Here is a 23,654-nt window from a genome sequence, read left to right as displayed (position 1 = left end):
GTTGTTAAAAATGGAGTCTAACAAATTTTGACCAAGGTCGGAATAATCGAAGCGGGAGATCGGTGGAAAAAATCGCGCAGAAAAAAGCCCGGTGACCCGGGCTTGTGGTTTATCAGTTGATTCCTGAGGGATCCTTCAGGTAGCGGAAGAAATCCCCTTCCGGTTTCAGGATCATCATGTCGCCGCCGTGCTCGAAGCTCTTGCGATACGCCTCGAGGCTGCGGATGAAGCTGAAGAACTCGGGATCCGCCGAGTAGGCATCGGCATAGATACGGGCCGCCAGGGCATCCCCTTCACCACGCAGGGTACGGGAGTTACGCTGGGCTTCTGCGATCATCACCGTGACCCGGCGGTCCGCCTCGGCCTTCAGGATTTCCGCCTGCTCGCGGCCCTCGGATCTGTGCTCCCGCGCCACCGCGGTCCGCTCGGCACGCATCCGCTGATAGATAGAGTTGGACACCTCGGTCGGCAGGTTGATCTGCTTGATCCGCACGTCCAGCACCTTGATACCCAGCTCGGAGGACGACTCCAACAGGCCGCGCAGTGCGCTTTCCATCACATCGCCCCGCTCACCGGACACGATGTCGCGGATGGTCCTGCTACCGATCTCGGAACGCAGGCTGTTGTTGATCCGTCGGCGCAGCAGGTTTTCGGCCTGCATCCGGTTACCGCCGCCGGTAGCCAGGTAATACTGGGCAAAGTTGTCGATCCGCCACTTGACGTAGGAGTCGATGATCAGATCTTTCTTCTCGGAGGTCACGAAGCGGTCGACCTGATCATCCAGGGTCTGGACGCGGGCATCGAGCTTGCGCACCTGATCGATCATCGGCACCTTGAAATGCAGACCCGGCTGATAGACGGTGGGCAGGTCGGAGCCTTGCTCCCGCTTCACCTTGCCGAATTGCAGCACTATGCCGCGCTCGCCTTCGCCGACCACGAATACCGAGGAGTACAGCACGACAACCACCAGGCCGAGAACAACGAGTAATACTCTTTTCATCGCTTAGTTTCTCCCTGTCGGACGAATAGCATTTCGATCTGAACCCGGTCTTAACTGACCGCTGTCCTGACTCATGGGAGCATTGCCGTTCAGGTAATCAGAGGTGATGATGTTGGGATCCACCCTGGTCGCCCTGCCGGCCTGTTGCTCGGCCAATTTATCCAGCGGCAGATACAGCAAGCTGTTGCTGCCCTCGGGCGTATCCACAATCACCTTGTTGACCTTGCTGTAGATCTCTTCCATGGTTTCCAGGTAAATACGCTGGCGGGCCAGTTCAGGCTGGCGCTGGTACTGCGGCAAGAGTTCACGGAAGCGCGCCACCTCACCTTCGGCACGGAATCCGACCTGTTCTTTATAGGCTTCGGCTTCCTGCAGCAGACGTTCGGCCTGACCACGGGCCTTGGGCTCTATTTCACGGGCATAGGCTTCGGCTTCACGGATAAAGCGCTGTTCATCTTCCTGTGCCGCAATGGCGTCATCGAAGGCATCTTTCACTTCTTCCGGCGGACGCGCCGGCAGGAAGTTCAAATCCAGCACCATCAGGCCAAGCTGGTAAGGATCGATGATCTCCTCCAGCAACGCCCGGGTTTCCTGACGCACCCGTTCCCGGCCAACGGTCAGCACATCGTCCATGGTACTGTGACCGACCACATAGCGCAGGGCGCTGTCGAGGGCCTGGTGCAGGCTGTCGTCGGCGTTGGTTACATTGAACAGATAATCGCGGGGCTCGATCACGCGGTACTGCACGTCCATCTCGACGCGGACCAGGTTTTCGTCCCGGGTCAGCATAAAGCCGGACGCCGGCTGGGAACGCACCGTTTCCACATCCACCGGGTACACCCGATCGATAAAGGTCGCCTTCCAGCTCAGGCCGGGGTCGACGGTCTGGTAAAACTTGCCAAAACGCAACACCACGCCCCGCTGGGCTTCACCTATGGTATAGAAACCGCTGACTACCCACACCACCGTCGCAATCACCAGCCCCACGACGATACCGAAGGTGCCGATTCCGGCTCCGCCGCCGTTTCCGCCGCTGCGGTTACCCAACAGCCCACCTAATTTACTACTCAGGTTACGAATCACCTGATCCAGATCTGGCGGACCCTGATGTTTGCCGTTATTCCCCCAGGGGTCACGGTCTTTGCCACCATTTCCAGGCTCATTCCAAGCCATTTGCATCTCCGTCTTTCTGGTTTGTGAAAGTAACTTTACCAAGCAATCAATCGCTTATAAAGCGCTCTAGCTGTTCGCCTTCCTGTTTGAGCAGCCGATGCCAATCGGCCTGCTGCAGCCGGATGCCGACCACAAACTCCCCTTGCTCGCCAAAAGACTCGCTCACGACCCCATTCAGGGCGTAAAGCCGGCTGCGCAGCCTGGCTGCCGAAGGCGGCAAGGTCAGTTGATGCTCGACCAGTACCCCGGCCAATAACTGGTTCAACGCATCTAGGAGACCGTCGATCCCCAGAGCATCTTGCGCCGATAGCCAAACAGCACGGGGCAGCCCTTCGTCATTGCACTCGATCCGCGGGCTGGGCTGCTCCAGTTTGTCTATCTTGTTGAACACCAGCAGCACCGGTACCTCGTCGGCCTCGATCTGTTCAAGCACCGAGTTGACCTCATGGATATTGTCCTGCATCTGTTCATCGGCACAGTCCACCACGTGCAGCAACAGATCCGCATCGCGGGTTTCCTGCAGCGTGGCTTTGAAGGCGGCGATCAGATCATGGGGCAGGTGGCGGATAAAACCCACGGTGTCGGCCAGGATCACCGGCCCGGCATCGGGCAGATCTATCTTGCGCAGGGTGGGATCCAGGGTGGCGAACAACTGATCCGCGGCATAGACTCCGGCCTGGGTCAGCCGGTTGAAGAGGGTCGACTTGCCGGCGTTGGTATACCCCACCAATGACAGGGTCGGGATCTCGTTGCGCTTGCGCGCCCGGCGCCCCTGCTCCCGCTGGCGGGACACCTTTTCCAGCCGTTTCTGGATATACTTGATCCGCTCCCGCAGCAACCGGCGGTCGGTTTCCAGCTGGGTTTCACCCGGACCACGCAAACCGATACCGCCTTTTTGCCGCTCCAGGTGGGTCCACCCCCGCACCAAGCGGGTCGACAGGTGCCGCAGCTGAGCCAGTTCGACCTGCAGTTTCCCCTCATGGGTACGGGCGCGCTGGGCGAAAATATCCAGGATCAGGCCGGTGCGATCCAGCACCCGACACTTGACCTCCCGTTCCAGGTTGCGCTCCTGGGCCGGACTCAGGCTGTGGTTGAAGATCACCACGTCGGCCTGATGCATCTGCACCAGGGCGGCCAGTTCTTCTACCTTGCCGGTGCCGATAAAAAACTTGGACTGGGGCGCACCCCGACTGGCGGTGACCACCGCACAGGTCGCGACCCCGGCGGAGTCGGCCAGCAGCTCGAGTTCATCCAGCGCTTCCCGCTCGTCATCATCGGCAAAATTTATATGAACCAAAATGGCGGACTCGCCACCTTGATAACGCTCAAACAAGGCGCCTCCTCCGTCGTGCAGATGGGGTGGTATGCAAAGGATAATGCCGCAAGCAACGGCGCCGACTCATGCTCAATCTTGATCCTGCTCGGTATCGGCCTGCTCGGCACCACCGGGCGATGGTGCCTGATGGTGTACCGGCCTCGCCGGCACTACGGTCGAAATCGCATGCTTGTACACCATCTGGCTGACGGTGTTTTTCAGCAGAATAACGAATTGATCGAACGACTCAACCTGGCCCTGTAGCTTGATGCCATTCACCAGATAAATAGAGACGGGGATCCGCTCACGGCGCAGCGCATTCAGAAATGGATCCTGCAGAGATTGTCCCTTAGCCATCTTGTTGTCCTTATCTTTTGTAATTGTGAAAAATTGTTATTGTTGTCTTTCATTGAGCGCCCGCCTCACCTGCTCGATCAGGTGAAGGTCGGCCTCTTTGTTATCAGTATCCAGCCAGTGTACGTCCGGCCAGCTCCTGAGCCAGGTCAGCTGCCGCTTGGCCAATTGCCGGGTAGCGGCGATCCCCCGCTCCACCATTTCATCATAGCCGACTACGCCATTCAGGTAATCCCACATTTGCCGGTAGCCGACACAGCGAATGGACGGCAGATTCGGATGCAGATCGCCGCGCTGGTAAAGGGTCCGGACTTCCTGCTCAAATCCCTGTTCGAGCATCAAGCGGAAACGGTCGGCGATACGCCGGTGCAGCAGGGACCGTTCCTTGGGCGCAATCGCGAACTGTAACACTTTGTAAGGCAGGGGATCATCCTTGTGTTGCGTCAATTCTGTGAGCGTTTTACCGGAAATGCGAAAAACTTCCAGTGCCCTGGACAGACGCTGGGGATCATTGGGATGAATTCTGGCGGCCGCCACCGGGTCGATATCGGCCAACTCACGATGTAGCTGCTCCCAACCGAAGCGGGCCGCTTCGGCTTCAATCTGCGCCCTGATGCCGGCATCGGCACTGGGCAGGGGGGAGAGCCCCTCCAGCAGTGCCTTGAAGTAAAGCATGGTGCCCCCGACCAGCAGCGGGATACGGCCGGCGGCACTGATCTCGGCCATGGCCGCCAGCGCATCACGGCGGAAATCCGCCGCCGAATAGGCCTGCGACGGGTCGAGCAGGTCAATCAGCCGGTGAGGCGCCACGGCCTGCTCCTGCGGGGTGGGCTTGGCGGTGCCGATATCCATCCCCCGGTAGACCAGCGCCGAGTCGACACTGATCAGTTCACAGGGCAATGCCCGGCACAACGCCATGGCCAGGCTGGTCTTGCCCGAGGCCGTGGGGCCCATTAAAAATATTGCGAGGGGTTCAGTCCCCATCCATCCACCTGTCTAGTTGTTGCTCTATCGCTACCGGCTGCAAAAAAGAAAGCTCGCCGAAGGCGGCGGGCAGATGCGGCAGCAACCGTCGCCACAGGGTCACCGCGTCGGCCATGGACCAGCCTTGCCGGCGCGCCGGCCCCTGCTCGGCCAGCCACTGGCACAAGGCCCGGGGCTGGCCTTCGGCATCGCTATCCAGCCGTGCCAACAGTTCGGGGAACAACCGTGCCAGATCCGCATGACGCAGAGGTTGCGGCACCCGGGTCAGGATAATGGTGCCTTTGCTGCCGCTTTTCAACTCCAGACCCAGCTTTTGCAATGTCTGCCGATGTCGTGTCAGCCCCAACTGTTGCTGTTCATCCAGCGGAATAGCGATGGGCAGCAGCAGGGGCTGCGGCGTCAGCCCCTGCTGCCAGACCTCGAACAACACCCGGCCATTCTCATAGACGCCGGCGCCGGCCAGATCACACAGCCAGAGCTGCTCCTGGTGCAGTACCACCAGGACCCGCTCCCTGACCAGCAACAGGGGCTGGCTGACCATTTCGGGCAGGGAACCGGTTGCCGTCGCCCGCCCGGCAACCGGCGCCCGATGCTCGGGAGCCAGCGTGGTCAGCAAGCCCGTCATGCCCTGCCACTCCCGCCGGCTTGGCCCACCGCCGGTTCGAGCCGCCCCTCCGCCGCCATAACTGTGGCTCGGCGCCTGGAAGCTTACCGGGGCGGAAGGGCGGGACAGCTCGTCATAATCCACCGGCGGCTCCGCCACCCGGCTGGCCTGGGCGGCCGGACGATGGGCCAGCGCCTGTACCAATACCTGATAGATAAAGTCGTGTACCAGCCTGGCCTGGTGGAAACGCACTTCGTGCTTGGCCGGATGCACGTTGACATCCACTTCCCGCGCATCCAGCTCCAGATAGAGCACAAAGGCCGCGTTGCCATCGGCCGGCAAGCGATCACCGTACGCCTGGCGTACCGCATGGTTGAGCAGCTTGTCGCGCATCATGCGACCGTTGACATAGGTATATTGCAGATCGGCCTGGGCCCGGGCCGCTTCGGGCGGGGCCAGCCAGCCCCACAGCCGCAGCCCGTGGTGCTCGCTGTCGAGCCGGAGCGCCGAGCCGATAAAGGCAGGGCCGCATACCGCCGCCAGGCGCTTGTCTTGCTGGGACGGCAGCGTACCCGCCCGGTACTGGCGCACCGGCTTGCCGTTATGATGCAGGGTCAGGCTGATATCGAACCGACTGAGGGCGATGCGTCGGATGACCTCATCGATATGGCCGAACTCGGTTTTTTCGGTACGCAGAAACTTGCGCCGCGCCGGGGTATTGAAAAACAGATCCGCCACTTCCACCGTGGTGCCCTTGGGGTGGGAAGCCGGCTGCACCTTGACTTCCATTTCCCGGCCCTCCGCCATCGCCTGCCAGGCTTGTGCCTGCTCCTCCGGCTTGGAGGTGAGCACCAGGCGTGATACCGAGCTGATGGAGGCCAGCGCCTCGCCGCGAAACCCCAGGCTCAGGATCTGCTCCAGATCCTCCAGGGTACTGACCTTGGAGGTCGCGTGGCGAGACAGCGCCAGGGTGAGCTCCTCGCGCGCAATGCCGCTGCCGTTGTCGCGGATGCGAATAAGCTTGGCCCCGCCTTTCTCGATATCCACCTCGATCCGGGTAGCACCGGCATCCAGGCTGTTTTCCACCAGTTCCTTGACCACGGAGGCGGGCCGCTCCACCACTTCACCGGCGGCAATCTGGTTAGCCAGCCGGGCCGGCAATATCTGGATAGGCATGTCAGCTTCCCGGTATGTTCAGCACCTGGCCAATACGCACCACGTCGGACTGCAACTGGTTATGCCCCTTCAGCAGGTTGACGCTGATACCGTAGCGTTGGGCGATCAGCGACAGGCTCTCTCCGGAGCGGACCGTATGCTGGCGCGCGCCGCCCTGGGCCGGCTGACTGGCCATCATGGTGCCGCTGGGCGGGTTCTGCCGGTAATAGGATTTCACGCCGTTGAACACCGCCAGGGCGATTTTCTGCTGATGATCGGCGGTGAGCAGCAACTGCTCCTCCTGGGGATTGGAGATAAAGCCCGCCTCGATCAGGATGGAGGGTATGTCCGGCGACTTCAATACCGCCAGGCTGGCGTGCTCGGGCTTGCTCTTGTGCAGGCGCACCACCTTGCCCATGGCGGAGAGGATATGCTCGCTGATGGCGTAGCTGTCGGCCCGGGACCTGTCCATCGACAGATCGAGGAAGGTGCGGGTCAGGTAAGGATTGCCGTCGGTCTGGGAAATCACTTCGCCCACCCCACCGAGCAACTCCGATTGGCGCTCTTGCTTCTCCAGCCAGCTGGCCATTTCCCGGTTGGCCCGGTTGGAAGAAAGTACCCACACGGAAGCACCGCGCGGCCCCTGGTTGGCGACGCTGTCGGCATGGATGGACAACAGCAGATCGGCCCTGGCCTTGCGGGCGATTTCGGAACGCTGGTTGAGGTTGACAAAATAGTCGCCGGTGCGGGTCAGCACCGCCCTCATGCCCGGCTCCTTGTTGATAAGCTCGGCCAGGCGCCGGGAAATGGACAGGGTGATGTGCTTCTCCCGGTTCTTGCGCGGCCCTATGGCACCGGGATCTTCCCCGCCGTGACCCGGATCGATGGCCACCACGATTTCTTTCTGGCCCACCGGCGCCGCAGCCCGCACTACCTGTTGCGGTGTCCGGCTCGAATCGGCATAGGGCAGATCGACCACCAGGCGATGGCCGTACTCCCCGGCCGGCGTCAGCGGGAACACCACCGGCCTGACCCCGGACTTGAGTTCAAACACCAGTCGGTAACCGCCCGCCGTCGCCGGCTTGCTGTCCCGGATGCGGGTGATCAGTTCGCTGTTGTTGGTAATGGCACCGAAATTGACCCGGCTTTGGGTCTGCCGCAAATCCACCACCAGCCGGTGGGGATCGTTGAGCATAAAATATTCGTAATTGGGGGCCGACCCCATGTCCAGCACGATGCGGGTATTGTCCGGCGAAGGCCAGATACGGATACTTTCCAGCTGGTTGGCCCAGGCCGACACGCTGAACAGCACCAAGAAAAAAGCAACTATCGACTTCACGCTTGTACTTTCTCCAGCAACGCCACGCCTACCGGGGTGCAGGCTTCCAATAACGCCATGCGCCGCATGCCTTCATAACTGAGGGTAATTTCCATATCCGCCGGCGGCAGCATGCCATGACCCCGCTCCGGCCACTCGATCAGACACAAGCTGTCTTGAGTAAAATAATCACGAATGCCCATATATTCCAACTCTTCCGGGTCTGCCAGACGATAAAGATCGAAGTGATATATTTGCCAGGCCGGAGTCTGATAGGGCTCGACCAGGGTGTAAGTCGGGCTTTTGACTTTTCCTGCATGGCCCAGGGCGGTGATAATACCCCGGCTGAGGGTCGTCTTTCCCGCCCCCAGCTCGCCATGCAAAAAAATGACTGCCGCTTCGCTGCAGGCCAGGGCCAGTTTTTGTCCCAAGGCCAGGGTCTCCCCCTCATCGGCCAACACCAGGGTCCACTTATTTGTTGTCATTTTCATCTACTTGATTAATAAGGCTTCTTAGTGGAGATAACAAATCCGATGCCAGCAAGCCGAGCATGCCTTCGGCCGCGGCCCTGTCACCGGCCAGGCCGTGCAGGCACACCGCCAGGGGTGCCGCCAGGGCAGGGGCCAGCCCCTGGGCCATAAAGGCACCGATTATACCAGATAACAGGTCGCCCATACCCCCCGAGGCCATACCGGGATTACCATAATGACATAAACTGACATGGTGCTCATCAGCGATCAAGCTGCCGGCCCCCTTGAGCACCGCCACGCCGCCGTATTGCCGCTGGATGGCACGCACCGCCGCCAGCCGATCCGCCTCAACATCCGCCAGGCTGCATCCCAGCAGCACAGCGGCTTCTCCCGGGTGCGGCGTCAATACCCAGGGCCGAACGGCCGGCAGCCGTGTCTTGTTTCCGGCGAGCAAATGCAGGGCATCCGCATCGATAACCATGGCCAGACCGCTGTCCATGGCCGCGTCGAACAAGGCCTCGGCCCAGGGGTCGCGGCCCAGTCCCGGCCCCAGTACCAAGGCATCGGCCCAGCCCCAGTGACTGAATCCCGGAAAGGCTGCCGTCATCAGCTCGGGCCGGTGCAAGTTCAGGAACTGCGCATGGGCAGGATGACTGACGATGCGCACCAACCCTGTGGCACAACGCAGCGCCGCCTCCCCGGCCAGCCTGACGGCTCCATTCATGCCCTCATTGCCGCCCGCGATCAACAGCCGGCCGGCTTCGCCCTTGTGGGCTCCCCGCCGTCGGGTGGGCAGGGCCATTCGCTCCTGCTGCCAATGCAGCAAGGTGGCCACCGGCTGTTGAGCCAGCCGGGCCTGGATACCCAGATCCGCCAGCCAGATCCGGCCGCACACATCGGGCCCGCGCCCGGTCAGCAGGCCGGGTTTGAGCCCGACCAAGCTCAGGGTAAGAGAAGCCTGCACCGCCTCGCCCAGCAGCCGGCCGGTGTCGGCGCACAGGCCGGAAGGCAGATCCACCGCCAGCACAGGTGCATCGGTGGCGTTGATGCGCCGGATATGCTGGCGGGCGGCCTCCCTCACCTCGCCCTTGAGGCCGGTGCCGAGCAGGGCGTCGATGATCAGATCCGGCTTGTCCTGCAAGGCACTCAGGCTTTCGATAGCACCACCGTCGGCCCGGTAGTGATCCCGGGCGGTGGTCGCATCGCCGGTCAGGGCGTCGGCATCCCCCAGCTGCACCAGTTGCACCCGGACTCCCGCCGCCCGGGCCAGCCGCGCCACCACATAGCCGTCGCCGCCGTTATTGCCGCCACCGCAGAACACCCACCAGTGCCGGGCATCGGGCCATTGCCGTCGGGCCAGCTCGAACAGCGCCAGGCCGGCCCGCGACATCAGCTCGAACAGGCTGATGCCGGCCGAGGCCGCCGCCTGTTTCTCCCCTTCCCGGATCTGCTCCGAGTACCAGAGCGACTGTGTTAGACTGTGGGGCTTTTCCAGACCGATAATGCTCATGACCGCTCCCGACCTTGCCGCTTTGGCTCACGATATCAAGCTCTGGGCAGCAGAGCTAGGCTTTGACCAGGTAGGCATCACCGATACCGACCTGGCCGCCCATGAGCCCCTGCTGGCCGACTGGCTGGACCAGGGCTACCACGGCGAGATGGACTACATGGCCCGCCACGGCATGATGCGCGCCCGCCCCCAGGAGCTGCTGCCGGGCACCTTGCGGGTGATTTCGGTGCGCATGAACTACCTGCCGGAGCAGGCCGCCATCGCCCGGGTGCTGAGCGACCCGGACAAAGGCTATATCAGCCGCTATGCCCTGGGCCGGGACTACCACAAAGTACTGCGGGGCCGGCTGAAGAAGCTGGCCGACAGGATAGCGGAACGGGCCCAAGAGCTGGTCGCCCGCCCCTTCGTCGACTCGGCCCCCATACTGGAGCGGCCGCTGGCCGCCAAAGCCGGCATCGGCTGGGTGGGCAAGCACTCGCTGTTACTCAACCGGGAGCAAGGCTCTTTCTTCTTTCTGGGCGAGCTCTTGGTCAACCTGCCGCTGCCGGTGGACAGCCCGGTGGAGGAAGGCTGCGGCAAGTGCGTGGCCTGCATCACCACCTGCCCCACCGGCGCCATCGTCGCCCCCTATGTGGTGGACGCCCGGCGCTGCATCTCCTACCTCACCATCGAGCTCGACGGCTCCATACCGGAGGAGTTCCGACCGCTGATGGGCAACCGCATCTACGGCTGCGACGACTGCCAGCTGATCTGCCCTTGGAACCGCTTCACCGGGGCCAGCCGGGAGCCGGATTTCGCCGCCCGGGACGACCTGCACGCCCCCGAGCTGCTGACCCTGTTCGCCTGGAGCGAGGAACACTTCCTGAAGATGACCGAGGGCAGCCCCATCCGCCGCATCGGCCATCGCCGCTGGCTGCGCAATATCGCCGTGGCCCTGGGCAACGCCCCCGCCTCCGAGCACGTCATCCGGGCGCTGGAACAACAACGGGAAGCGGTGGACGAGCTGGTGCGGGAACATGTCGACTGGGCCCTGGCGCGGCAACGAGCCGGCCTGACCCGGCCGGAGCGCAAGACGGAGCGGCTGATCCGCGCCGTGGACAAGGGCATGCCGGAGCATGCCCGCTGAGGGCCTGATATCGGAGGCCGTTTGCGGGCATAAAAAAACCGACCCTGAGGTCGGTTTTTTAGGTTTGGAGCGGGAAACGAGACTCGAACTCGCGACCCCAACCTTGGCAAGGTTGTGCTCTACCAACTGAGCTATTCCCGCAAAATACTTTTCACTTTCAATGCCGCCTTGGTGAGCCGCATCGTTGCAATTTGGAGCGGGAAACGAGACTCGAACTCGCGACCCCAACCTTGGCAAGGTTGTGCTCTACCAACTGAGCTATTCCCGCAAAATACTTTTCACTTTCAATGCCGCCTTGGTGAGCCGCATCGTTGCAATTTGGAGCGGGAAACGAGACTCGAACTCGCGACCCCAACCTTGGCAAGGTTGTGCTCTACCAACTGAGCTATTCCCGCAAAATACTCTTAACTTGTGCATGGGGCCGCGGCGCGACCCTCATCAACTTCAGCAAGGTCAAGCCCTATCAACTGAGCTATTCCCGCAATTTGTTACGTAGGCAGCGGCTTGCTTTGCAATTCCGTCCGGCTACGGGAGGCGAATTATAAGAGCACTTTAAGTGAATGCAAGCCTTTTTTCGCCCCCTAAGATCGTTTGTCGAATTTACCAGCAATGGCGCCCGGATGGCTCAGATCTTGAACACCTGATCCCGGTAGAACTGCAGTTCGGCGATGGATTCGCGGATATCGTCCAGGGCCTGGTGGCTGCCCTTTTTGGTGAACTGCTCCAGCAACGCCGGCTGCCAGCGGCGCACCAGTTCCTTGACGGTACTGACATCGATATTACGGTAATGGAAAAAGGCTTCCAGCTCCGGCATATGCCGCACCAGAAAGCGCCGATCCTGGCCGATGGAGTTGCCGCACAGCGGCGAGCTCTTTTCCGGCACCCACTGGCGCAGAAACGCCAGCGTCTGCGCCACCGCCTCGGCCTCGGTCACTGTGCTTGCCTGCACCCGCGCCACCAGGCCCGATCCGGTGTGGGTGCGCACATTCCACTCGTCCATCTTGGCCAGCTCCGCTTCCGGCTGGTGGATGGCCAGCACCGGCCCCTCGGCCAGCACCTTCAGCTCCTTGTCGGTCACTATGCTGGCAATCTCGATAATCCGGTGTTCGTCCGGCTCCAGGCCGGTCATTTCCAGATCGATCCAGACCAGGTTTTCTGTATTTTGGCTCATCTTGGGTCTCTAGCTGTGTGGCAATGTGGGACAAGTTTGAGCGGGAAAGTGTATCATAGCCGCAGTGAAAACGGGTTCGAGGACATCGTGACCAAGAAAAAACAGCTCAGCAAAGGCCAGAAGCGCCGGGTAAGCGATAACCACAGCCGGCGGCTCAAGCGCCAGCAAGAGGAAAGCATTGATGACCGCCTGCTCGGCCCGCCCCAGGAAGGAGTGGTGATCAGCCGCTTCGGCCAGCACGCCGACATCGAAGACCATGAAGGGCGTATCCATCGCTGCAACCTGCGCCGGACCCTGAGTTCCCTGGTCACCGGTGATCGGGTGGTCTGGCGCCCGGGCGTGGAGGCCATGCAGGGCATCAGCGGCGTGGTGGAGGCGGTGCACCCCCGCCAGACCGTGCTCAGCCGCCCCGATTACTACGACGGCATCAAGCCGGTGGCCGCCAATATCGACCAGATAGTGGTGGTGTCGGCGGTATTGCCCGAGTTGAGCTGCCACATCATCGACCGCTACCTGGTGGCGGCCGAAGATGTCGAGATGCCGCCCATGCTGGTGCTGAACAAGGTGGATCTGCTCACCGACGACCAGCGCCGGCAGGCGGAGCTGGCCCTGCAACGCTACCGGGATATCGGTTACCAGGTGCTGCTGGTCAGCTGCGACACCGGCGAAGGCCTGGAGCAGCTCAAGCAGGCGCTTAAAGATCACACCAGTATCTTCGTGGGCCAGTCGGGGGTGGGCAAGTCCTCCCTGGTCAATGCGGTGATGCCCCACGTGGACGCCGCCACCGGCGCCGTGTCCGATAACTCCGGCCTGGGCCAGCACACCACCACCACCGCCCGGCTCTATCATTTCCCGTCCGGCGGCTCCCTCGTCGACTCGCCGGGTATTCGTGAATTTTCCCTCTGGCACCTGCCGCCCGAGCGGGTGGCCTGGTGCTTCAGCGAATTCCGGCATTACCTCGGCGGCTGCCGTTTCCGCGACTGCAAGCACGGCACCGATCCGGGCTGCCTGCTGCAACAGGCCAGGACGGATGGCCACATCCATCCCGAGCGGCTCGACAGCTACCATCGCATCATGGATGCCATGGCGGACAAACCCAGCCGCCATCATCCCAAATCCTGATCCTTTTCCCAGTCATTGTTCGGACGCCCTATGATCGATAGCCTTAAAATTTTGCTGCAATACCTGCTACCCAAACACCTGATTTCCCGCCTGGTCGGCCGCCTGGCCGCCATGGAGGCTGGCCGCCTCACCCAGTGGCTGATCCGCCGCTTTATCCAGCGCTACCGGGTGGACATGAACGAGGCCCAATATCCGGATCCGGGCCATTACCTGAGCTTCAACGACTTCTTTACCCGCCCGCTCAGGGAAGGGGTGCGCCCACTGGTGGAGGGGGAGGAGATCCTCGCCATGCCGGTGGACGGCGCCATCAGCCAGCTGGCCCCCATCCAGCAGGGGCGCATCATCCAGGCCAAGGGCCACGACTTCAGCGCCCGGGGCCTGCTCGGCGGCGACAAGGCCCTGGCCGAGCCCTTCATGGGCGGCGACTTCGCCACCATCTACCTGGCGCCCAAGGACTATCATCGCATCCACATGCCCCTGGACGGGGTGCTCAAAACCATGATCTACGTGCCCGGCGAGCTGTTCTCGGTCAATCCGCTCACCGCCGAGCGGGTACCCGAGCTCTTTGCCCGCAACGAGCGGGTGGTGTGCATCTTCGATACCGCCGCCGGGCCCCTGGCCCTGGTGCTGGTGGGCGCCACCATAGTGGCCAGCATCGAAACCGTCTGGGCCGGCACCATCACCCCGCCCGTGGGCAAGCGCGTGCAGCGCTGGGACTACGATCCGGCCACGGCGCCGCGCCTGGCCAAGGGCGAGGAGATGGGCCGCTTCAAACTGGGCAGCACCGTGGTCTGCCTCTTTGCCCCCGGCCGGGTCGAGCTGTCCGACAGGTTCCAGCCCGGCACCCCCACCCGCATGGGCACCGAATTCGGCCGCCTGCTGCGGGGCTGAGCCATCGCAGGCTTTAACCCTTAAACATCGAGAGTCAGCCGTGTTTGCCCCCATACTGCTGTTTTTTGCCCTGCTGTTGCTGCCGGCCCCGCTGCCGGCGGATCAGAGCGTCGCCGACATCGAGACCCTGCTGGCCGAAATCCCCGAGGGGGACAGGCCCGAGCTGCAGAAATTGCGCGACAGCTACAACCAGGCCCTGCAACTGGTGCGCGAAGGCGAGCGCTACCGCCGGCAGGCCCAGGCGCTGCGGCAGTTCATGGATGGCTACCCGGCCGAACTCAAAAAGCTCGAACGCGAACGGGACGGGCTCAAGGCCACCGACACCGCCGGCATCCCCCGCCTGGACGAAGAGGCGGTGCAACAGGCCCTGGTCGATGCCCAGGCCCGCCGGCTGGAATTCAGAGGCCAGCGGGACGATCTCGCCAATACCCTCAACCTGCAGGAACTGGGGGCGGGCGATCAGCACAAGCTGCTGGACGATCTGCGCCAACAGCTGCGCCGCACCCAGCAGAGCCTGGACGAATTACAATTCTCGGACAGCCAGAACCGGCAGCAGACCGCCAACCGCGTACTGGCCCTGGTGCGCGAGCAGAGCCTGCAGACCCGCATCCAGGTGCTGGAGCTGGAGCAGCTGTCCGCCGGCAACAGGGACAGCCTCAACCGGCTGAAACTGGACATCATCCAGGCCCGGTTGCAGGATCTGGACGCCTACATAGCGGCGCTGCAGAATCGCCAGAACGAGCTGCGCCGGGCTACCACCGAGGCCACCATCGCCGAGAGCGAACGCCTGCTGGACCAGGTCGAGGCCGACGCCCCCCTGCTGGCCGGTCAGCAGGCCGTCAACCAGCGGCTGTCCAGCCAGCTTGCGGAGAAGAGCCGGGAGGTGGAGGCGCTGCAGCTGGAATACCAGGCGGCGGAGCGGGCCGCCTCCGAGCTGGTTACCATGAAAAACAACCTCAAGGAGCAGCTGGAATGGCTGCAGGTCAGCCGGGGCTTCGGCGAAAACCTGCGCAACCGCCTGAACGAGCTGCCGTCCCCCTATTCCCTGCCCCAGCTGGAGGCCCGCATCGTGCAGAGCCGGGTGGACAAGTACGGCTATCAGGAATCCCTCGACAGCCTGCGCACCGGCAGCTACCGCACCAGCCTGCTGCTGAGCGAGCAGGCCGGCGCCCTGACCGACACCCAGCTGTCCCAGCTCGATGAACTGCTGGCCACCCAGCGCCGCTTGCTGGAGCAACTGGTCGGCGCCACCGACAACCAGATCCACGAGCAGACCCGGCTCAAGGTCGCCTACAGCCGGCAGAACAGCCAGCTGCAGGAAATCCGTACCCTCACCGACGAGCGGCTGTTCTGGCTGCCGGATCTGCGCCCCATCGGCGGCCAGTTCCCGCAGTCCCTGATGGAAACCCTGGGCTGGCTGCTGACCGCCAGCACCTGGACCGCCCTGCCCCAGTCCCTGCTGCTGCAGGGCGGCGCCAGCCTCACCCTGTACGGCGTCAGCTCCCTGATGGTGCTTTACCTCTGGTTCCTGAGCCGGCGCAGCCTGCGCGATTACCTGGAGAAAATCAGCCCGCGCATCGGCAACGTCACCCAGGACAAGTACGACTACACCTTCAATACCCTGCTGCTCAGCCTGCTCACCGCCCTGCCGCTGCCGGCGCTGCTGTCGCTGTTGTCCAGGGCCATCGACTCGCCCTGGGCGCCGCCGGTGGTGCTGGCCCTGGCCCATGCCCTGGGCAAGCTGATGCTGCCGGTGTTCATCCTGATGTTGATCGGCAACCTGATGATGAACAGGGGCCTGCTGGTGGTGCACTTCAACCTGCCCCGGGAACGGGTGCGCCGGGTCTGGCGCCAGTTCCAGACCCTGATGCTGACCATGCTGCCGGCCCTGCTGCTGTTCTACACCGCCCAGGAATACCGGGACTTTTCCCTCTACGACACCCTGGGCCGGCTCGGCTTTATGTTCATCTGCCTGCTGCTCAGCCTGTTCTCCTGGCGTCTGTACCGGGCGGATCTGCCGCTGCTGCTGTCCACCCCCCGCCGGGAGCACCTCACCCTGGTCAACCACCTGCTGTGGGGCCTGCTGATCCTGGCGCCGCTGCTGGCCCTGGCCGCCGCCGCCATGGGCTACCTGTTCACCGCCCATACCCTGCTGCGCCAGCTGGAGATCTCGGTGCTGGTGGGGGTCAGTTTCCTGATGGCCTACTTCCTGGTGCGGCGCTGGATGCTGATCCAGCGCCGGCGGCTGGCGTTCGAGCGGGCCAAGGCCCGGCGCGCGGAAATCCTGGCCCAGCGCAAGGAGAGCAAGGAAAAAGAGAAGGAAGAGACGATGGAAACCCCGCCCAGCCCGGAGGCGGAAGCGGCCGCCGTGGCCGAGGTGGACCTGGATACCATCAGTGCCCAGTCTCTGGGGCTGCTGCGTTCGGTGCTGATGCTGGGCTACATCCTCAGCCTGATGCTGCTGTGGTCGGAGATCAACACCGCCTTCAGCTTCCTCGACAGCATCCAGGTCTGGCAGGTCTCCACCAGCCTGGGCGGGGAAGACACCCTGATGCCCATCTCGCTCAAGGATCTGGTGATCGCCCTGTTCGTGGTGGTGCTCACCTGGATCACCGCCCGCAACCTGCCCGGCCTGATGGAGCTCAGCCTGCTGCAGCACCTGAACCTGTCGCCCGGCACCGGCTTCGCCATCACCACCATCTCTAAATATGTGGTGCTGATGGTCGGCGCCTTCACCACCTTCGCCATGCTCGGCATCGACTGGTCCAAGACCCAGTGGCTGGTGGCCGCCCTGTCGGTGGGCCTCGGCTTCGGCCTGCAGGAGATCTTCGCCAACTTCGTGTCCGGCCTGATCATACTGTTCGAAAAGCCGATCCGTATCGGCGACACCGTCACCATCCGCGAGCTCACCGGCACCATCTCCAAGATCAAGACCCGGGCCACCACCATAGTGGACTGGGACAGGCGCGAGATCATCGTGCCCAACAAGGCCTTTATCACCGAGCAGTTCGTCAACTGGTCCCTGTCCGACGCCATCACCCGGGTCAAGCTGCTGGTGCGGGTACGGCTGGATGCGGATATCGAGCTGGTGCAGCGGTTGACCCACGAGGCGATCAAGGAGTGCGGCCTGATCCTGGACAACCCCATCCCCGAGGTGTTCCTGATCGAGTTGACCGACTCGGCCCTGGTGTACGAGGTGCGGGTCTATGTGGAGGACATGAGCCACCGCATGCCCATGACCCACGAGCTGCACAACCTGCTGCTGGCCCGGCTGCGCTGGCACCAGATCCAGATCCCGCACCAGCAGGTCGACATCCGCCTGATCAGCGAGCAGCCCATCAACACGCCCGTGCGAGGTCCAGATGCCAAACCACGCTAAACTGCTGCTCGCCCTGCTGCCGCCGCTGCTGGTGCTGAACCTGCCGGCCGAGCTGCTGCCGCTGCCGGATCCCAGCCTGGTCGAGCAGCGGCTGCTGGCCATCTTCCTGCTCGCCGCCCTGCTGTGGGTGCTGGAGCCGGTGCCGGTGTTCGCCACCTCCCTGCTGATCATCGGCCTGCTGCTGGTCACGGTATCGGACCAGGCCGCCGTCTGGTTCCTGCGGGAGGACGCCGGCCAGCCCCTGGGCGAGCTGCTGCCCTACCAGGCCATCATGGGCAGCTTCGCCTCCCCCATCATCATCCTCTTCCTCGGCGGCTTCGCCCTGGCCCTGGGGGCGGCCAAGTACCAGCTCGACACCAACCTGGCCAACTATCTGCTGCGCCCCTTCATGGCCAGCCACAACCGGCTGATGCTGGGCGTTATGCTGATCACGGCGCTGTTCTCCATGTTTATGTCCAACACCGCCACCACCCTGATGATGCTCACCATCATGGGGCCGGTGTTCGCCAGCCTGGGGCTGCAGGCGCCGTCCACCCGCGGCCTGCTGCTGGCCATTCCCATCGCCGCCAACCTGGGCGGCATCGGCACCCCCATCGGCACCCCGCCCAACGCCATCGCCCTGCAGTACATGGCCAACCCGGTCGATTTCCTGACCTGGATGGCCTTCGCCGTGCCCCTGGTGCTGGTGTTGCTGCTCGCCGCCTGGCGGCTGCTGCTGAAGCTTTACCCCGCCGCCGAGCTGGGCCTGTGCCTGACCCTGAGCAGCAAGTTCCTGCACGGGCCCCGCGCCTGGCTGCTCTACGCCACCTTCGCCCTGACCATAGTGCTCTGGCTCACTTCCTTCTGGCACGGCATGAACAGCTATGTGGTGGCCGTCATCCCGCTGGTGGTGTTCAGCCTGACCGGCATCATCACCCCGGCGGATCTGCAGAAGATCAACTGGGACGTGCTCTGGCTGGTGGCGGGGGGCATAGCCCTGGGGCTGGCCCTGGATCAGTCCGGCCTGGCACGCAAGCTGGCCCTGTCGCTGCCGCTCGAGCAGCTGCCCGGCGCGGCCATACTGCTCAGCCTGCTGCTGGTGTGCTTCCTGCTGGCCAACGTCATGTCCAACACCGCCACCGCTAACCTGATACTGCCGATCACCGCCGCCGTGGCCACCGGCTATGACGGCATGGCCGACTATGGCCTGGATACGGCCCTGGTGCTGGTGGCCCTGTCCTGCTCCCTGGGCATGATACTGCCGGTGAGCACACCGCCCAACGCCCTGGCCTACGCCACCGGCCTGGTCACCACCAAAGACATGCTGCGCACCGGCCTGGCGATCGGTGCCTTCGGCCTGGTGCTGCTGTTCGTCATCCTGCTGGTGCTGGGCGCCCTGGGATGAATTTTACCCTCAAGCAGTTGCGGCTGTTCGTCGCCGTGGCGGAAAACGCCAGCCTGAGCCGGGCCGCCGAGCAGCTGGCCATGACCCAGTCGGCGGCCACCATGGCGTTGCAGGAGCTGGAACGCCAGCTCAACCACCCCCTGTTCGACCGGGTCGGCCGCCGGCTCAAGCTCAACGCCTGGGGGCTTTGGCTGCTGCCCCGGGCCCAGAAAATACTGGCCGAGAGCTACCTCATCGAGCAGGGGTTCAAGGGCAAGAGCCCCATCGCCGGGCAACTGCGCCTGGGGGCGAGCCGCACCATCGCCGACTGCTGGATCCCCGAGCTGGTGGAATACAGCTCCCGCCGTTATCCCCAGCTCGACATCAGCCTGGCGGTGGACAACACCCATAGCCTGTTGCAACAGCTGTATCAGGGCCGGTTGGAAATGGCGCTGGTCGAAGCCCATGCCCAGGAAAAATGGTTGCGGTTGGAACCCTGGTGTCAGGACGAGCTGGTGATCGTCTGCCGGCCGCAGCACCCTCTGGCCCGAGAGCAGAACGTGACCCTGGCGCAACTGGCGGCATGCGAATGGATACTGCGCGAGTCCGGCTCCGGCACCCGGGATACCTTCGAGCAGGCCCTCGCCGGTCGACTCGGCCCCCTGAACATTCGCCAGGAATATCCGCACCTGCCCACCATCAAACGGCTGCTGCTGTCCCGCCCCTGGCTCAGTTGCATATCCCGCCTCAGTATCGCCGACGAGCTGGCAGCGGGCACCCTGGTGGCCCTGCCGGTGGCGGAGCTGGTGCTCACCCGCTTTTTCTATTTCGCCTGGCACAAGGACAGGGGGGATCACCCCTCGCGTATGGCGCTGATCGAACTGGCCAGGGAAATTCTGCTCTGAGTAATACCAGCGGGAAAAATGGCGACCACGGCGGCTTGCAACTTTCCCTCCGGCCGGGTCTAAATAGGGGAGACCCCGGCCGGAGATCACGCTTATGTTACGCCTATTGCTTCTTGCCCTGCTGTTGAGCGGCTGCGCCGCGCCCTACGACTACGCCGAAGACACCGATTTCAATCGCTTCACCAGCGTCGCCCTGGCGCCCACCGCAGACAGCCAGTCCCTGGACGGTGCCCGCATCACCACCTCGGCCCTGGCCCTGCTGCCGGGACGCGGCCTGCGCCTGGCGGAACCCGACCGGGCTTCGCTCTGGCTGAACTACCAACTGGTGGAAGAAACCCGACTGCTGACCACCATACCGCGTATTACCGCCCATCATGGCCGTTTCTGGGACGACGAGGAGCGGGTCTATGGCGCGGTGCGGGAGCTCAAGCTGCGCCTCTGGCTGGAAGAGCCCGGCGGCAAGATGCTGTGGAGCAGCAAGCACCCCCGCGCCTTTCCCGCCGCACGGGTCAAAGGCGCCGAACGCAGTCGACGCATCGAACAGCAGGTGGCGGAGCTGCTGGCCAACTACCCGCCCCGCCACTGAGTCAGGCGCGGGTGACCGGGAAGGCGATCACCTGCTCCAGCAGCGAAGCCCCCAGCGCCAGCATGATCAGCCGGTCCATCCCCAGCGCCACCCCGGCGCAATCGGGCAGGCCGGCCTGCAGGGCGGCGAGCAGGTATTCGTCCACCGGCCGCTCGGGCAGCCCGCGGGCGCGGCGCAGCCGGTTGTCCTGCTCGAAACGGCGGCGCTGCTCGTCCGCATCGCTCAGCTCATGGAAACCGTTGGCCAGCTCGATGCCCTTGAAATAGACCTCGAACCGCTCCGCCACCCGCGGATCCTGCGGGCTGATGCGCGCCAGGGCCGCCTGGCTGGCGGGGAAGTGATAGACGAAGCAGGGGGTGCACTGACCGATGCGCGGCTCCACCCCGAGGGCGAACAGCAGTTGAAGCAGGGTATCCCTGTCCTCCTCCCGGGCGACCAGATCGTCGGCACCCAGCCCCTGGCCGGCCCGGCGCAGCTCGTCGAGGGAAGCGCTCAGCGGGCAGACCCCCAGGGTGGTCAGGAAGGCCTGCCGGTAAGTCAGCCGCTCGGGACTGTCGCAATCCAGCACCCGTTGCAGCAGCCCGGCCATCTCGTCCATCAATTGATGATGATCGAAACCGGGTCGGTACCACTCCAGCATGGTGAACTCGGGATTGTGCAACCGGCCCGACTCCTCGTTGCGGTAGGCCTTGCAGATCTGGTAGATGGGGCCGCTGCCCGCCGCCAGCAGCCGCTTCATATGGAATTCCGGCGAGGTCTGCAGGTAGAGCTCCAGCCCCGCGGCCATGCCCGGACCGACGAAGCGGGTCATGAAGTTGTCCAGGTGCACATCGGTCACCCCGGCGCTGGCCAGGGTGGGGGTATCCACCTCCAGCACCCCCCGTTCGGAGAAAAACTGGCGAACCTGCGCCAGCAGCCGGGCCCGCTGTTGCAGAAAGGAAAGAGGGGCCGTGGGTGGCCAGGGGATGCTCGTCATGGGTTCGGTGCCAAAAATGGGCATTTTACCCTTAACGGCGGCGCTTGCCACTCTAGAGCGGCCCTTTCAACTCCACCTGGTTGCCTTCGGGGTCGAACACATAGACCGACGGGCCTTCGCCCTCGGCGCCGTAGCGCAGCTGCGGCTCCTCGCAGATGACCCCGCTGCACTCCAGGTAGAGCAGCAGGGCATCGGGCTCGAAGGGGGTGATGCGCAGGCAGAAGTGATCCATATTGGCCTTGCACTGTTCCGCCGCCTCCCCGTCCCCGCCCAAGGGGCCACGGATATCCACCAGATCGATCAGCTGGGCGCCGGCACGCAGCTGGTAGAGGCCGATGTCGCTCTTTTCCCGCTCCAGGGTGCAGCCCAGGACGCGGCAGTAAAAATCCAGCATCCGCTCCGGCTGCCGCACCCGCAGCACCAGATGATCCAGTCCCAGAATAGTGAACATGAGCACGCCCTCCCCGTCAGGATGCTAACAGCATGGCGTAATTTTGAGCAAAATAAAAGGGCGCCGCGGCGCCCTCGATTCGTCGTTTCCGCTCAGTCTTCGCCCATCACGTGGTCGTCCCGCTTGACCGCGCCGAAAAAAGCGTACCAGGCGAACAGCAGCGCCATCACCAGATAACCCATGACAAATTCCGGTGCCGCATAGAAGCCGAGTTTGGGCGCGTGCATCAGCCCCACGAAGGAAAAGCCGGCACTGCACAGGGCGAAGGCCATGGCCCGCTTGAAGGCGCCATCGATCACGCACACGGTGATGGCGCCCAGCATCATGGCGGTGAACATGGCACCCTGGCCCAGGGGCACTATGCCGTCGGAAATGCGGCTGACCACCTCGCCGGCGGCGTTGTTGAAGCGGGTCATCACATAGTTGGCGAAGTAGGGCAGCATGGCCAGGGCCACCGCCGGGTAGTACTTCTTGGCGTTGGTCAGGAAGGCGGTGGACACCATGGACATGCCCACGAACACCAGGATCGGGGCCACCACCGCCACCGGGATCAGCGCCGAGATCACCGCGATCAGGCCGAACATGGCCGCCAGCAGGTATACCAGGCCGTTGAGGATGCTGTAGCCACGACCGGCCTTCATCCACTTGGCGCCCACGGTGGCGATATAGACGGTGGTCGGGAACAGGCCGCCGAACAGGGCGCCGATCATGGTGCCCACGCCGTCCACCGCCTGGCACTCGCGCACATCGTACTTGTCGCCGGCGGCCTCCATCGCTTCCACGTTGTTCATGGTCTCGATGGCGTTATAAAGGGTAATGGGCAGCACCACGGTGAGGATGCCGATCATGGAGCCGAACAGGTAGCTAATACCGTCGAAGGCCGCCATGGAAGGCAGCACGGGGTAGAAGCCGAAGTGGGACAGCCCCTCGGCAATCTTGGCGCTGTCGCTCGCGCCCAGCAGATAGGCCAGCAGGGTACCGAACACGATGGCGAACAAAGAGGCGGGCATACGGAAGGGCAGCACCACCCGGCCGACGATGCCGATGATGATCACCGCCAGCACGAACAGGCCGACCACCGGCATCTCCAGGGTCTTGAACAACATCTCGCCGGCGATAAAGGTCAGCGCCACCCCGGCCACCGCCCCCAGCATGGCCGCCCGGGGCAGGTTGCGCTGCACCCAGCGGCCGATGATGCTCACCAGCACTTCCAGCAGGCCGCTGAGGAAGCAGGCGCCCACGGCGATTTTCCAGGCCAGCTCGGGATCGCCGGTCAGGGTCTTGGCCGGCAGCAGTACCCCGAACAGGAATACGAACATCACCGGCGTACTGATACCGTAGGACAGGGCGGTCACGTCGGTACGCTGTTCCTGGTGGGCCAGGCGGTTGGCGGTATAGGCGTAATAGAGGTTGCCCACCAGCACGGCGATGGCCGCCCCCGGTATCACCTGTCCGAACACCAGCTCCTGGGGGAAACCCATGCCCAGCATGGTGATGGTGATAATGACGAAGTTGGCGACGTTGTTCTGGAACAGGGCGAAGAAGGCATCGGTGTCTTCCTTCTTGTACCAGGGATAATGGAAGCGCGGCTCGGTCACTGCTGTTTTCTCCTTGTGATGATGAGTGGCGGCATCGGGTGACGATAGGCAAACGATTGCGCACAGGATACCGCCTTCCTTCTGCGCAACACAGCGGACAACTGTAAACAAAAAGCGGCAAAGGTTAAATGAAATTTAACTTAAAAGTCAGTTTTTAGAGTAAAGCATGAACTCTGCTAATTATCTTTTCATGAAATTAATTG

At 63.3% G+C, this 23,654-nt stretch carries 20 protein-coding genes and 3 tRNA genes; 7 read left to right on the top strand and 16 right to left on the bottom strand.

Annotated elements, in window-relative coordinates:
• Positions 1-112: 112 nt before the first annotated feature.
• The 9 genes from hflC to JKV55_RS01560 all read right to left on the bottom strand — a co-directional run bounded on the left by hflC (position 113) and on the right by JKV55_RS01560 (position 9,883).
• Positions 113-1,000, bottom strand: a complete 888-nt coding sequence (gene hflC, locus JKV55_RS01600) for a protease modulator HflC (RefSeq protein WP_202081988.1) — start codon at positions 998-1,000, stop codon at positions 113-115.
• A 3-nt stretch (positions 1,001-1,003) separates the two neighbouring features.
• Positions 1,004-2,173 carry an FtsH protease activity modulator HflK gene (hflK, locus tag JKV55_RS01595; RefSeq protein ID WP_202081987.1) on the bottom strand — a complete coding sequence of 390 codons (1,170 nt, stop codon included), beginning with the start codon at positions 2,171-2,173 and terminating at the stop codon, positions 1,004-1,006.
• 46 nt (positions 2,174-2,219) lie between these two features.
• Positions 2,220-3,506 (bottom strand): ribosome rescue GTPase HflX, encoded by a 1,287-nt coding sequence (gene hflX, locus JKV55_RS01590; RefSeq protein ID WP_202081986.1) that lies wholly within the window; start codon positions 3,504-3,506, stop codon positions 2,220-2,222.
• Between the two features lie 72 nt (positions 3,507-3,578).
• On the bottom strand, positions 3,579-3,845 hold the full coding sequence (gene hfq, locus JKV55_RS01585; RefSeq protein ID WP_202081985.1) for an RNA chaperone Hfq: 267 nt from the start codon (positions 3,843-3,845) through the stop codon (positions 3,579-3,581).
• 36 nt (positions 3,846-3,881) lie between these two features.
• The gene (miaA, locus tag JKV55_RS01580; protein ID WP_202081984.1) at positions 3,882-4,826 is read right to left on the bottom strand and encodes a tRNA (adenosine(37)-N6)-dimethylallyltransferase MiaA; all 945 of its coding nucleotides are present in this window, start codon (positions 4,824-4,826) and stop codon (positions 3,882-3,884) included.
• Positions 4,816-6,606, bottom strand: a complete 1,791-nt coding sequence (mutL, locus tag JKV55_RS01575) for a DNA mismatch repair endonuclease MutL (RefSeq protein ID WP_202081983.1) — start codon at positions 6,604-6,606, stop codon at positions 4,816-4,818. Before mutL ends, miaA begins: the two co-directional genes overlap by 11 nt.
• A 1-nt stretch (position 6,607) precedes the next feature.
• Positions 6,608-7,924, bottom strand: a complete 1,317-nt coding sequence (locus JKV55_RS01570) for an N-acetylmuramoyl-L-alanine amidase (RefSeq protein WP_202081982.1) — start codon at positions 7,922-7,924, stop codon at positions 6,608-6,610.
• A complete protein-coding gene (gene tsaE / locus JKV55_RS01565) occupies positions 7,921-8,388 on the bottom strand; it encodes a tRNA (adenosine(37)-N6)-threonylcarbamoyltransferase complex ATPase subunit type 1 TsaE (RefSeq protein WP_202082016.1) in 468 nt (155 codons plus the stop codon). Before tsaE ends, JKV55_RS01570 begins: the two co-directional genes overlap by 4 nt.
• Positions 8,375-9,883 carry an NAD(P)H-hydrate dehydratase gene (locus tag JKV55_RS01560; RefSeq protein WP_202081981.1) on the bottom strand — a complete coding sequence of 503 codons (1,509 nt, stop codon included), beginning with the start codon at positions 9,881-9,883 and terminating at the stop codon, positions 8,375-8,377. Before JKV55_RS01560 ends, tsaE begins: the two co-directional genes overlap by 14 nt.
• Here JKV55_RS01560 and queG point away from each other — a divergent pair.
• Complete coding sequence (gene queG, locus JKV55_RS01555) at positions 9,882-11,009, top strand: tRNA epoxyqueuosine(34) reductase QueG (RefSeq protein ID WP_202081980.1); 1,128 nt, start codon at positions 9,882-9,884, stop codon at positions 11,007-11,009. The genes JKV55_RS01560 and queG overlap by 2 nt on opposite strands.
• A 65-nt stretch (positions 11,010-11,074) precedes the next feature.
• Here queG and JKV55_RS01550 read toward each other — a convergent pair.
• The 4 genes from JKV55_RS01550 to orn all read right to left on the bottom strand — a co-directional run bounded on the left by JKV55_RS01550 (position 11,075) and on the right by orn (position 12,180).
• A tRNA-Gly gene (locus tag JKV55_RS01550) sits at positions 11,075-11,150 on the bottom strand.
• A 51-nt stretch (positions 11,151-11,201) separates the two neighbouring features.
• Positions 11,202-11,277, bottom strand: a tRNA-Gly gene (locus JKV55_RS01545).
• Positions 11,278-11,328: 51 nt separating this feature from the next.
• A tRNA-Gly gene (locus JKV55_RS01540) sits at positions 11,329-11,404 on the bottom strand.
• A gap of 230 nt (positions 11,405-11,634) precedes the next feature.
• The gene (orn, locus tag JKV55_RS01535) at positions 11,635-12,180 is read right to left on the bottom strand and encodes an oligoribonuclease (RefSeq protein WP_202081979.1); all 546 of its coding nucleotides are present in this window, start codon (positions 12,178-12,180) and stop codon (positions 11,635-11,637) included.
• Positions 12,181-12,267: 87 nt separating this feature from the next.
• On the opposite strand from orn, the gene rsgA reads away from it, so the two are divergent.
• The 6 genes from rsgA (at position 12,268) to JKV55_RS01505 (ending at position 20,426) form a co-directional block, all read left to right on the top strand.
• Positions 12,268-13,302, top strand: coding sequence for a small ribosomal subunit biogenesis GTPase RsgA (gene rsgA / locus JKV55_RS01530; RefSeq protein ID WP_202081978.1), 1,035 nt, complete (start codon positions 12,268-12,270; stop codon positions 13,300-13,302).
• Between the two features lie 30 nt (positions 13,303-13,332).
• Positions 13,333-14,193 (top strand): archaetidylserine decarboxylase, encoded by an 861-nt coding sequence (gene asd / locus JKV55_RS01525; protein WP_202081977.1) that lies wholly within the window; start codon positions 13,333-13,335, stop codon positions 14,191-14,193.
• 40 nt (positions 14,194-14,233) lie between these two features.
• A complete protein-coding gene (gene mscM, locus JKV55_RS01520; protein WP_202081976.1) occupies positions 14,234-17,572 on the top strand; it encodes a miniconductance mechanosensitive channel MscM in 3,339 nt (1,112 codons plus the stop codon).
• Positions 17,556-18,956 carry an SLC13 family permease gene (locus JKV55_RS01515; RefSeq protein ID WP_202081975.1) on the top strand — a complete coding sequence of 467 codons (1,401 nt, stop codon included), beginning with the start codon at positions 17,556-17,558 and terminating at the stop codon, positions 18,954-18,956. The genes mscM and JKV55_RS01515 overlap by 17 nt, the downstream gene beginning before the upstream one ends.
• Positions 18,953-19,840 carry a LysR substrate-binding domain-containing protein gene (locus JKV55_RS01510; protein ID WP_202081974.1) on the top strand — a complete coding sequence of 296 codons (888 nt, stop codon included), beginning with the start codon at positions 18,953-18,955 and terminating at the stop codon, positions 19,838-19,840. Before JKV55_RS01515 ends, JKV55_RS01510 begins: the two co-directional genes overlap by 4 nt.
• A gap of 94 nt (positions 19,841-19,934) precedes the next feature.
• Positions 19,935-20,426: a DUF4136 domain-containing protein gene (locus JKV55_RS01505; RefSeq protein ID WP_202081973.1), complete on the top strand. Its 492-nt coding sequence runs from the start codon at positions 19,935-19,937 to the stop codon at positions 20,424-20,426.
• A 1-nt stretch (position 20,427) separates the two neighbouring features.
• Here the strand turns inward: JKV55_RS01505 and epmA are convergent, their stop codons facing one another.
• The 3 genes from epmA to JKV55_RS01490 form a co-directional block, all read right to left on the bottom strand.
• Positions 20,428-21,402: an elongation factor P--(R)-beta-lysine ligase gene (gene epmA, locus JKV55_RS01500; protein WP_202081972.1), complete on the bottom strand. Its 975-nt coding sequence runs from the start codon at positions 21,400-21,402 to the stop codon at positions 20,428-20,430.
• A 52-nt stretch (positions 21,403-21,454) separates the two neighbouring features.
• Positions 21,455-21,853 carry a VOC family protein gene (locus tag JKV55_RS01495; protein WP_237332589.1) on the bottom strand — a complete coding sequence of 133 codons (399 nt, stop codon included), beginning with the start codon at positions 21,851-21,853 and terminating at the stop codon, positions 21,455-21,457.
• Between the two features lie 92 nt (positions 21,854-21,945).
• The gene (locus JKV55_RS01490) at positions 21,946-23,451 is read right to left on the bottom strand and encodes a hypothetical protein (RefSeq protein WP_202081971.1); all 1,506 of its coding nucleotides are present in this window, start codon (positions 23,449-23,451) and stop codon (positions 21,946-21,948) included.
• Positions 23,452-23,654 lie beyond the last annotated feature (203 nt).

The organism is Zobellella iuensis (assembly GCF_016746085.1).
Lineage (GTDB): Bacteria > Pseudomonadota > Gammaproteobacteria > Enterobacterales > Aeromonadaceae > Oceanimonas > Oceanimonas iuensis.
This window is presented reverse-complemented; position numbering and strand designations above follow the sequence as displayed.

Bases quoted from the DNA above. Each gene is read 5' to 3' on its own strand.
- JKV55_RS01495 (WP_237332589.1), bottom strand. From the start codon at position 21,853: ATGTTCACTATTCTGGGACTGGATCATCTGGTGCTGCGGGTGCGGCAG.
- hflK (WP_202081987.1), bottom strand. From the start codon at position 2,173: ATGGCTTGGAATGAGCCTGGAAATGGTGGCAAAGACCGTGACCCCTGG.
- miaA (WP_202081984.1), bottom strand. From the start codon at position 4,826: ATGGGGACTGAACCCCTCGCAATATTTTTAATGGGCCCCACGGCCTCG.
- epmA (WP_202081972.1), bottom strand. From the start codon at position 21,402: ATGACGAGCATCCCCTGGCCACCCACGGCCCCTCTTTCCTTTCTGCAA.
- hfq (WP_202081985.1), bottom strand. From the start codon at position 3,845: ATGGCTAAGGGACAATCTCTGCAGGATCCATTTCTGAATGCGCTGCGC.
- mutL (WP_202081983.1), bottom strand. From the start codon at position 6,606: ATGCCTATCCAGATATTGCCGGCCCGGCTGGCTAACCAGATTGCCGCC.
- hflC (WP_202081988.1), bottom strand. From the start codon at position 1,000: ATGAAAAGAGTATTACTCGTTGTTCTCGGCCTGGTGGTTGTCGTGCTG.
- JKV55_RS01515 (WP_202081975.1), top strand. From the start codon at position 17,556: ATGCCAAACCACGCTAAACTGCTGCTCGCCCTGCTGCCGCCGCTGCTG.
- asd (WP_202081977.1), top strand. From the start codon at position 13,333: ATGATCGATAGCCTTAAAATTTTGCTGCAATACCTGCTACCCAAACAC.
- tsaE (WP_202082016.1), bottom strand. From the start codon at position 8,388: ATGACAACAAATAAGTGGACCCTGGTGTTGGCCGATGAGGGGGAGACC.
- JKV55_RS01560 (WP_202081981.1), bottom strand. From the start codon at position 9,883: ATGAGCATTATCGGTCTGGAAAAGCCCCACAGTCTAACACAGTCGCTC.
- JKV55_RS01505 (WP_202081973.1), top strand. From the start codon at position 19,935: ATGTTACGCCTATTGCTTCTTGCCCTGCTGTTGAGCGGCTGCGCCGCG.
- orn (WP_202081979.1), bottom strand. From the start codon at position 12,180: ATGAGCCAAAATACAGAAAACCTGGTCTGGATCGATCTGGAAATGACC.
- queG (WP_202081980.1), top strand. From the start codon at position 9,882: ATGACCGCTCCCGACCTTGCCGCTTTGGCTCACGATATCAAGCTCTGG.
- JKV55_RS01510 (WP_202081974.1), top strand. From the start codon at position 18,953: ATGAATTTTACCCTCAAGCAGTTGCGGCTGTTCGTCGCCGTGGCGGAA.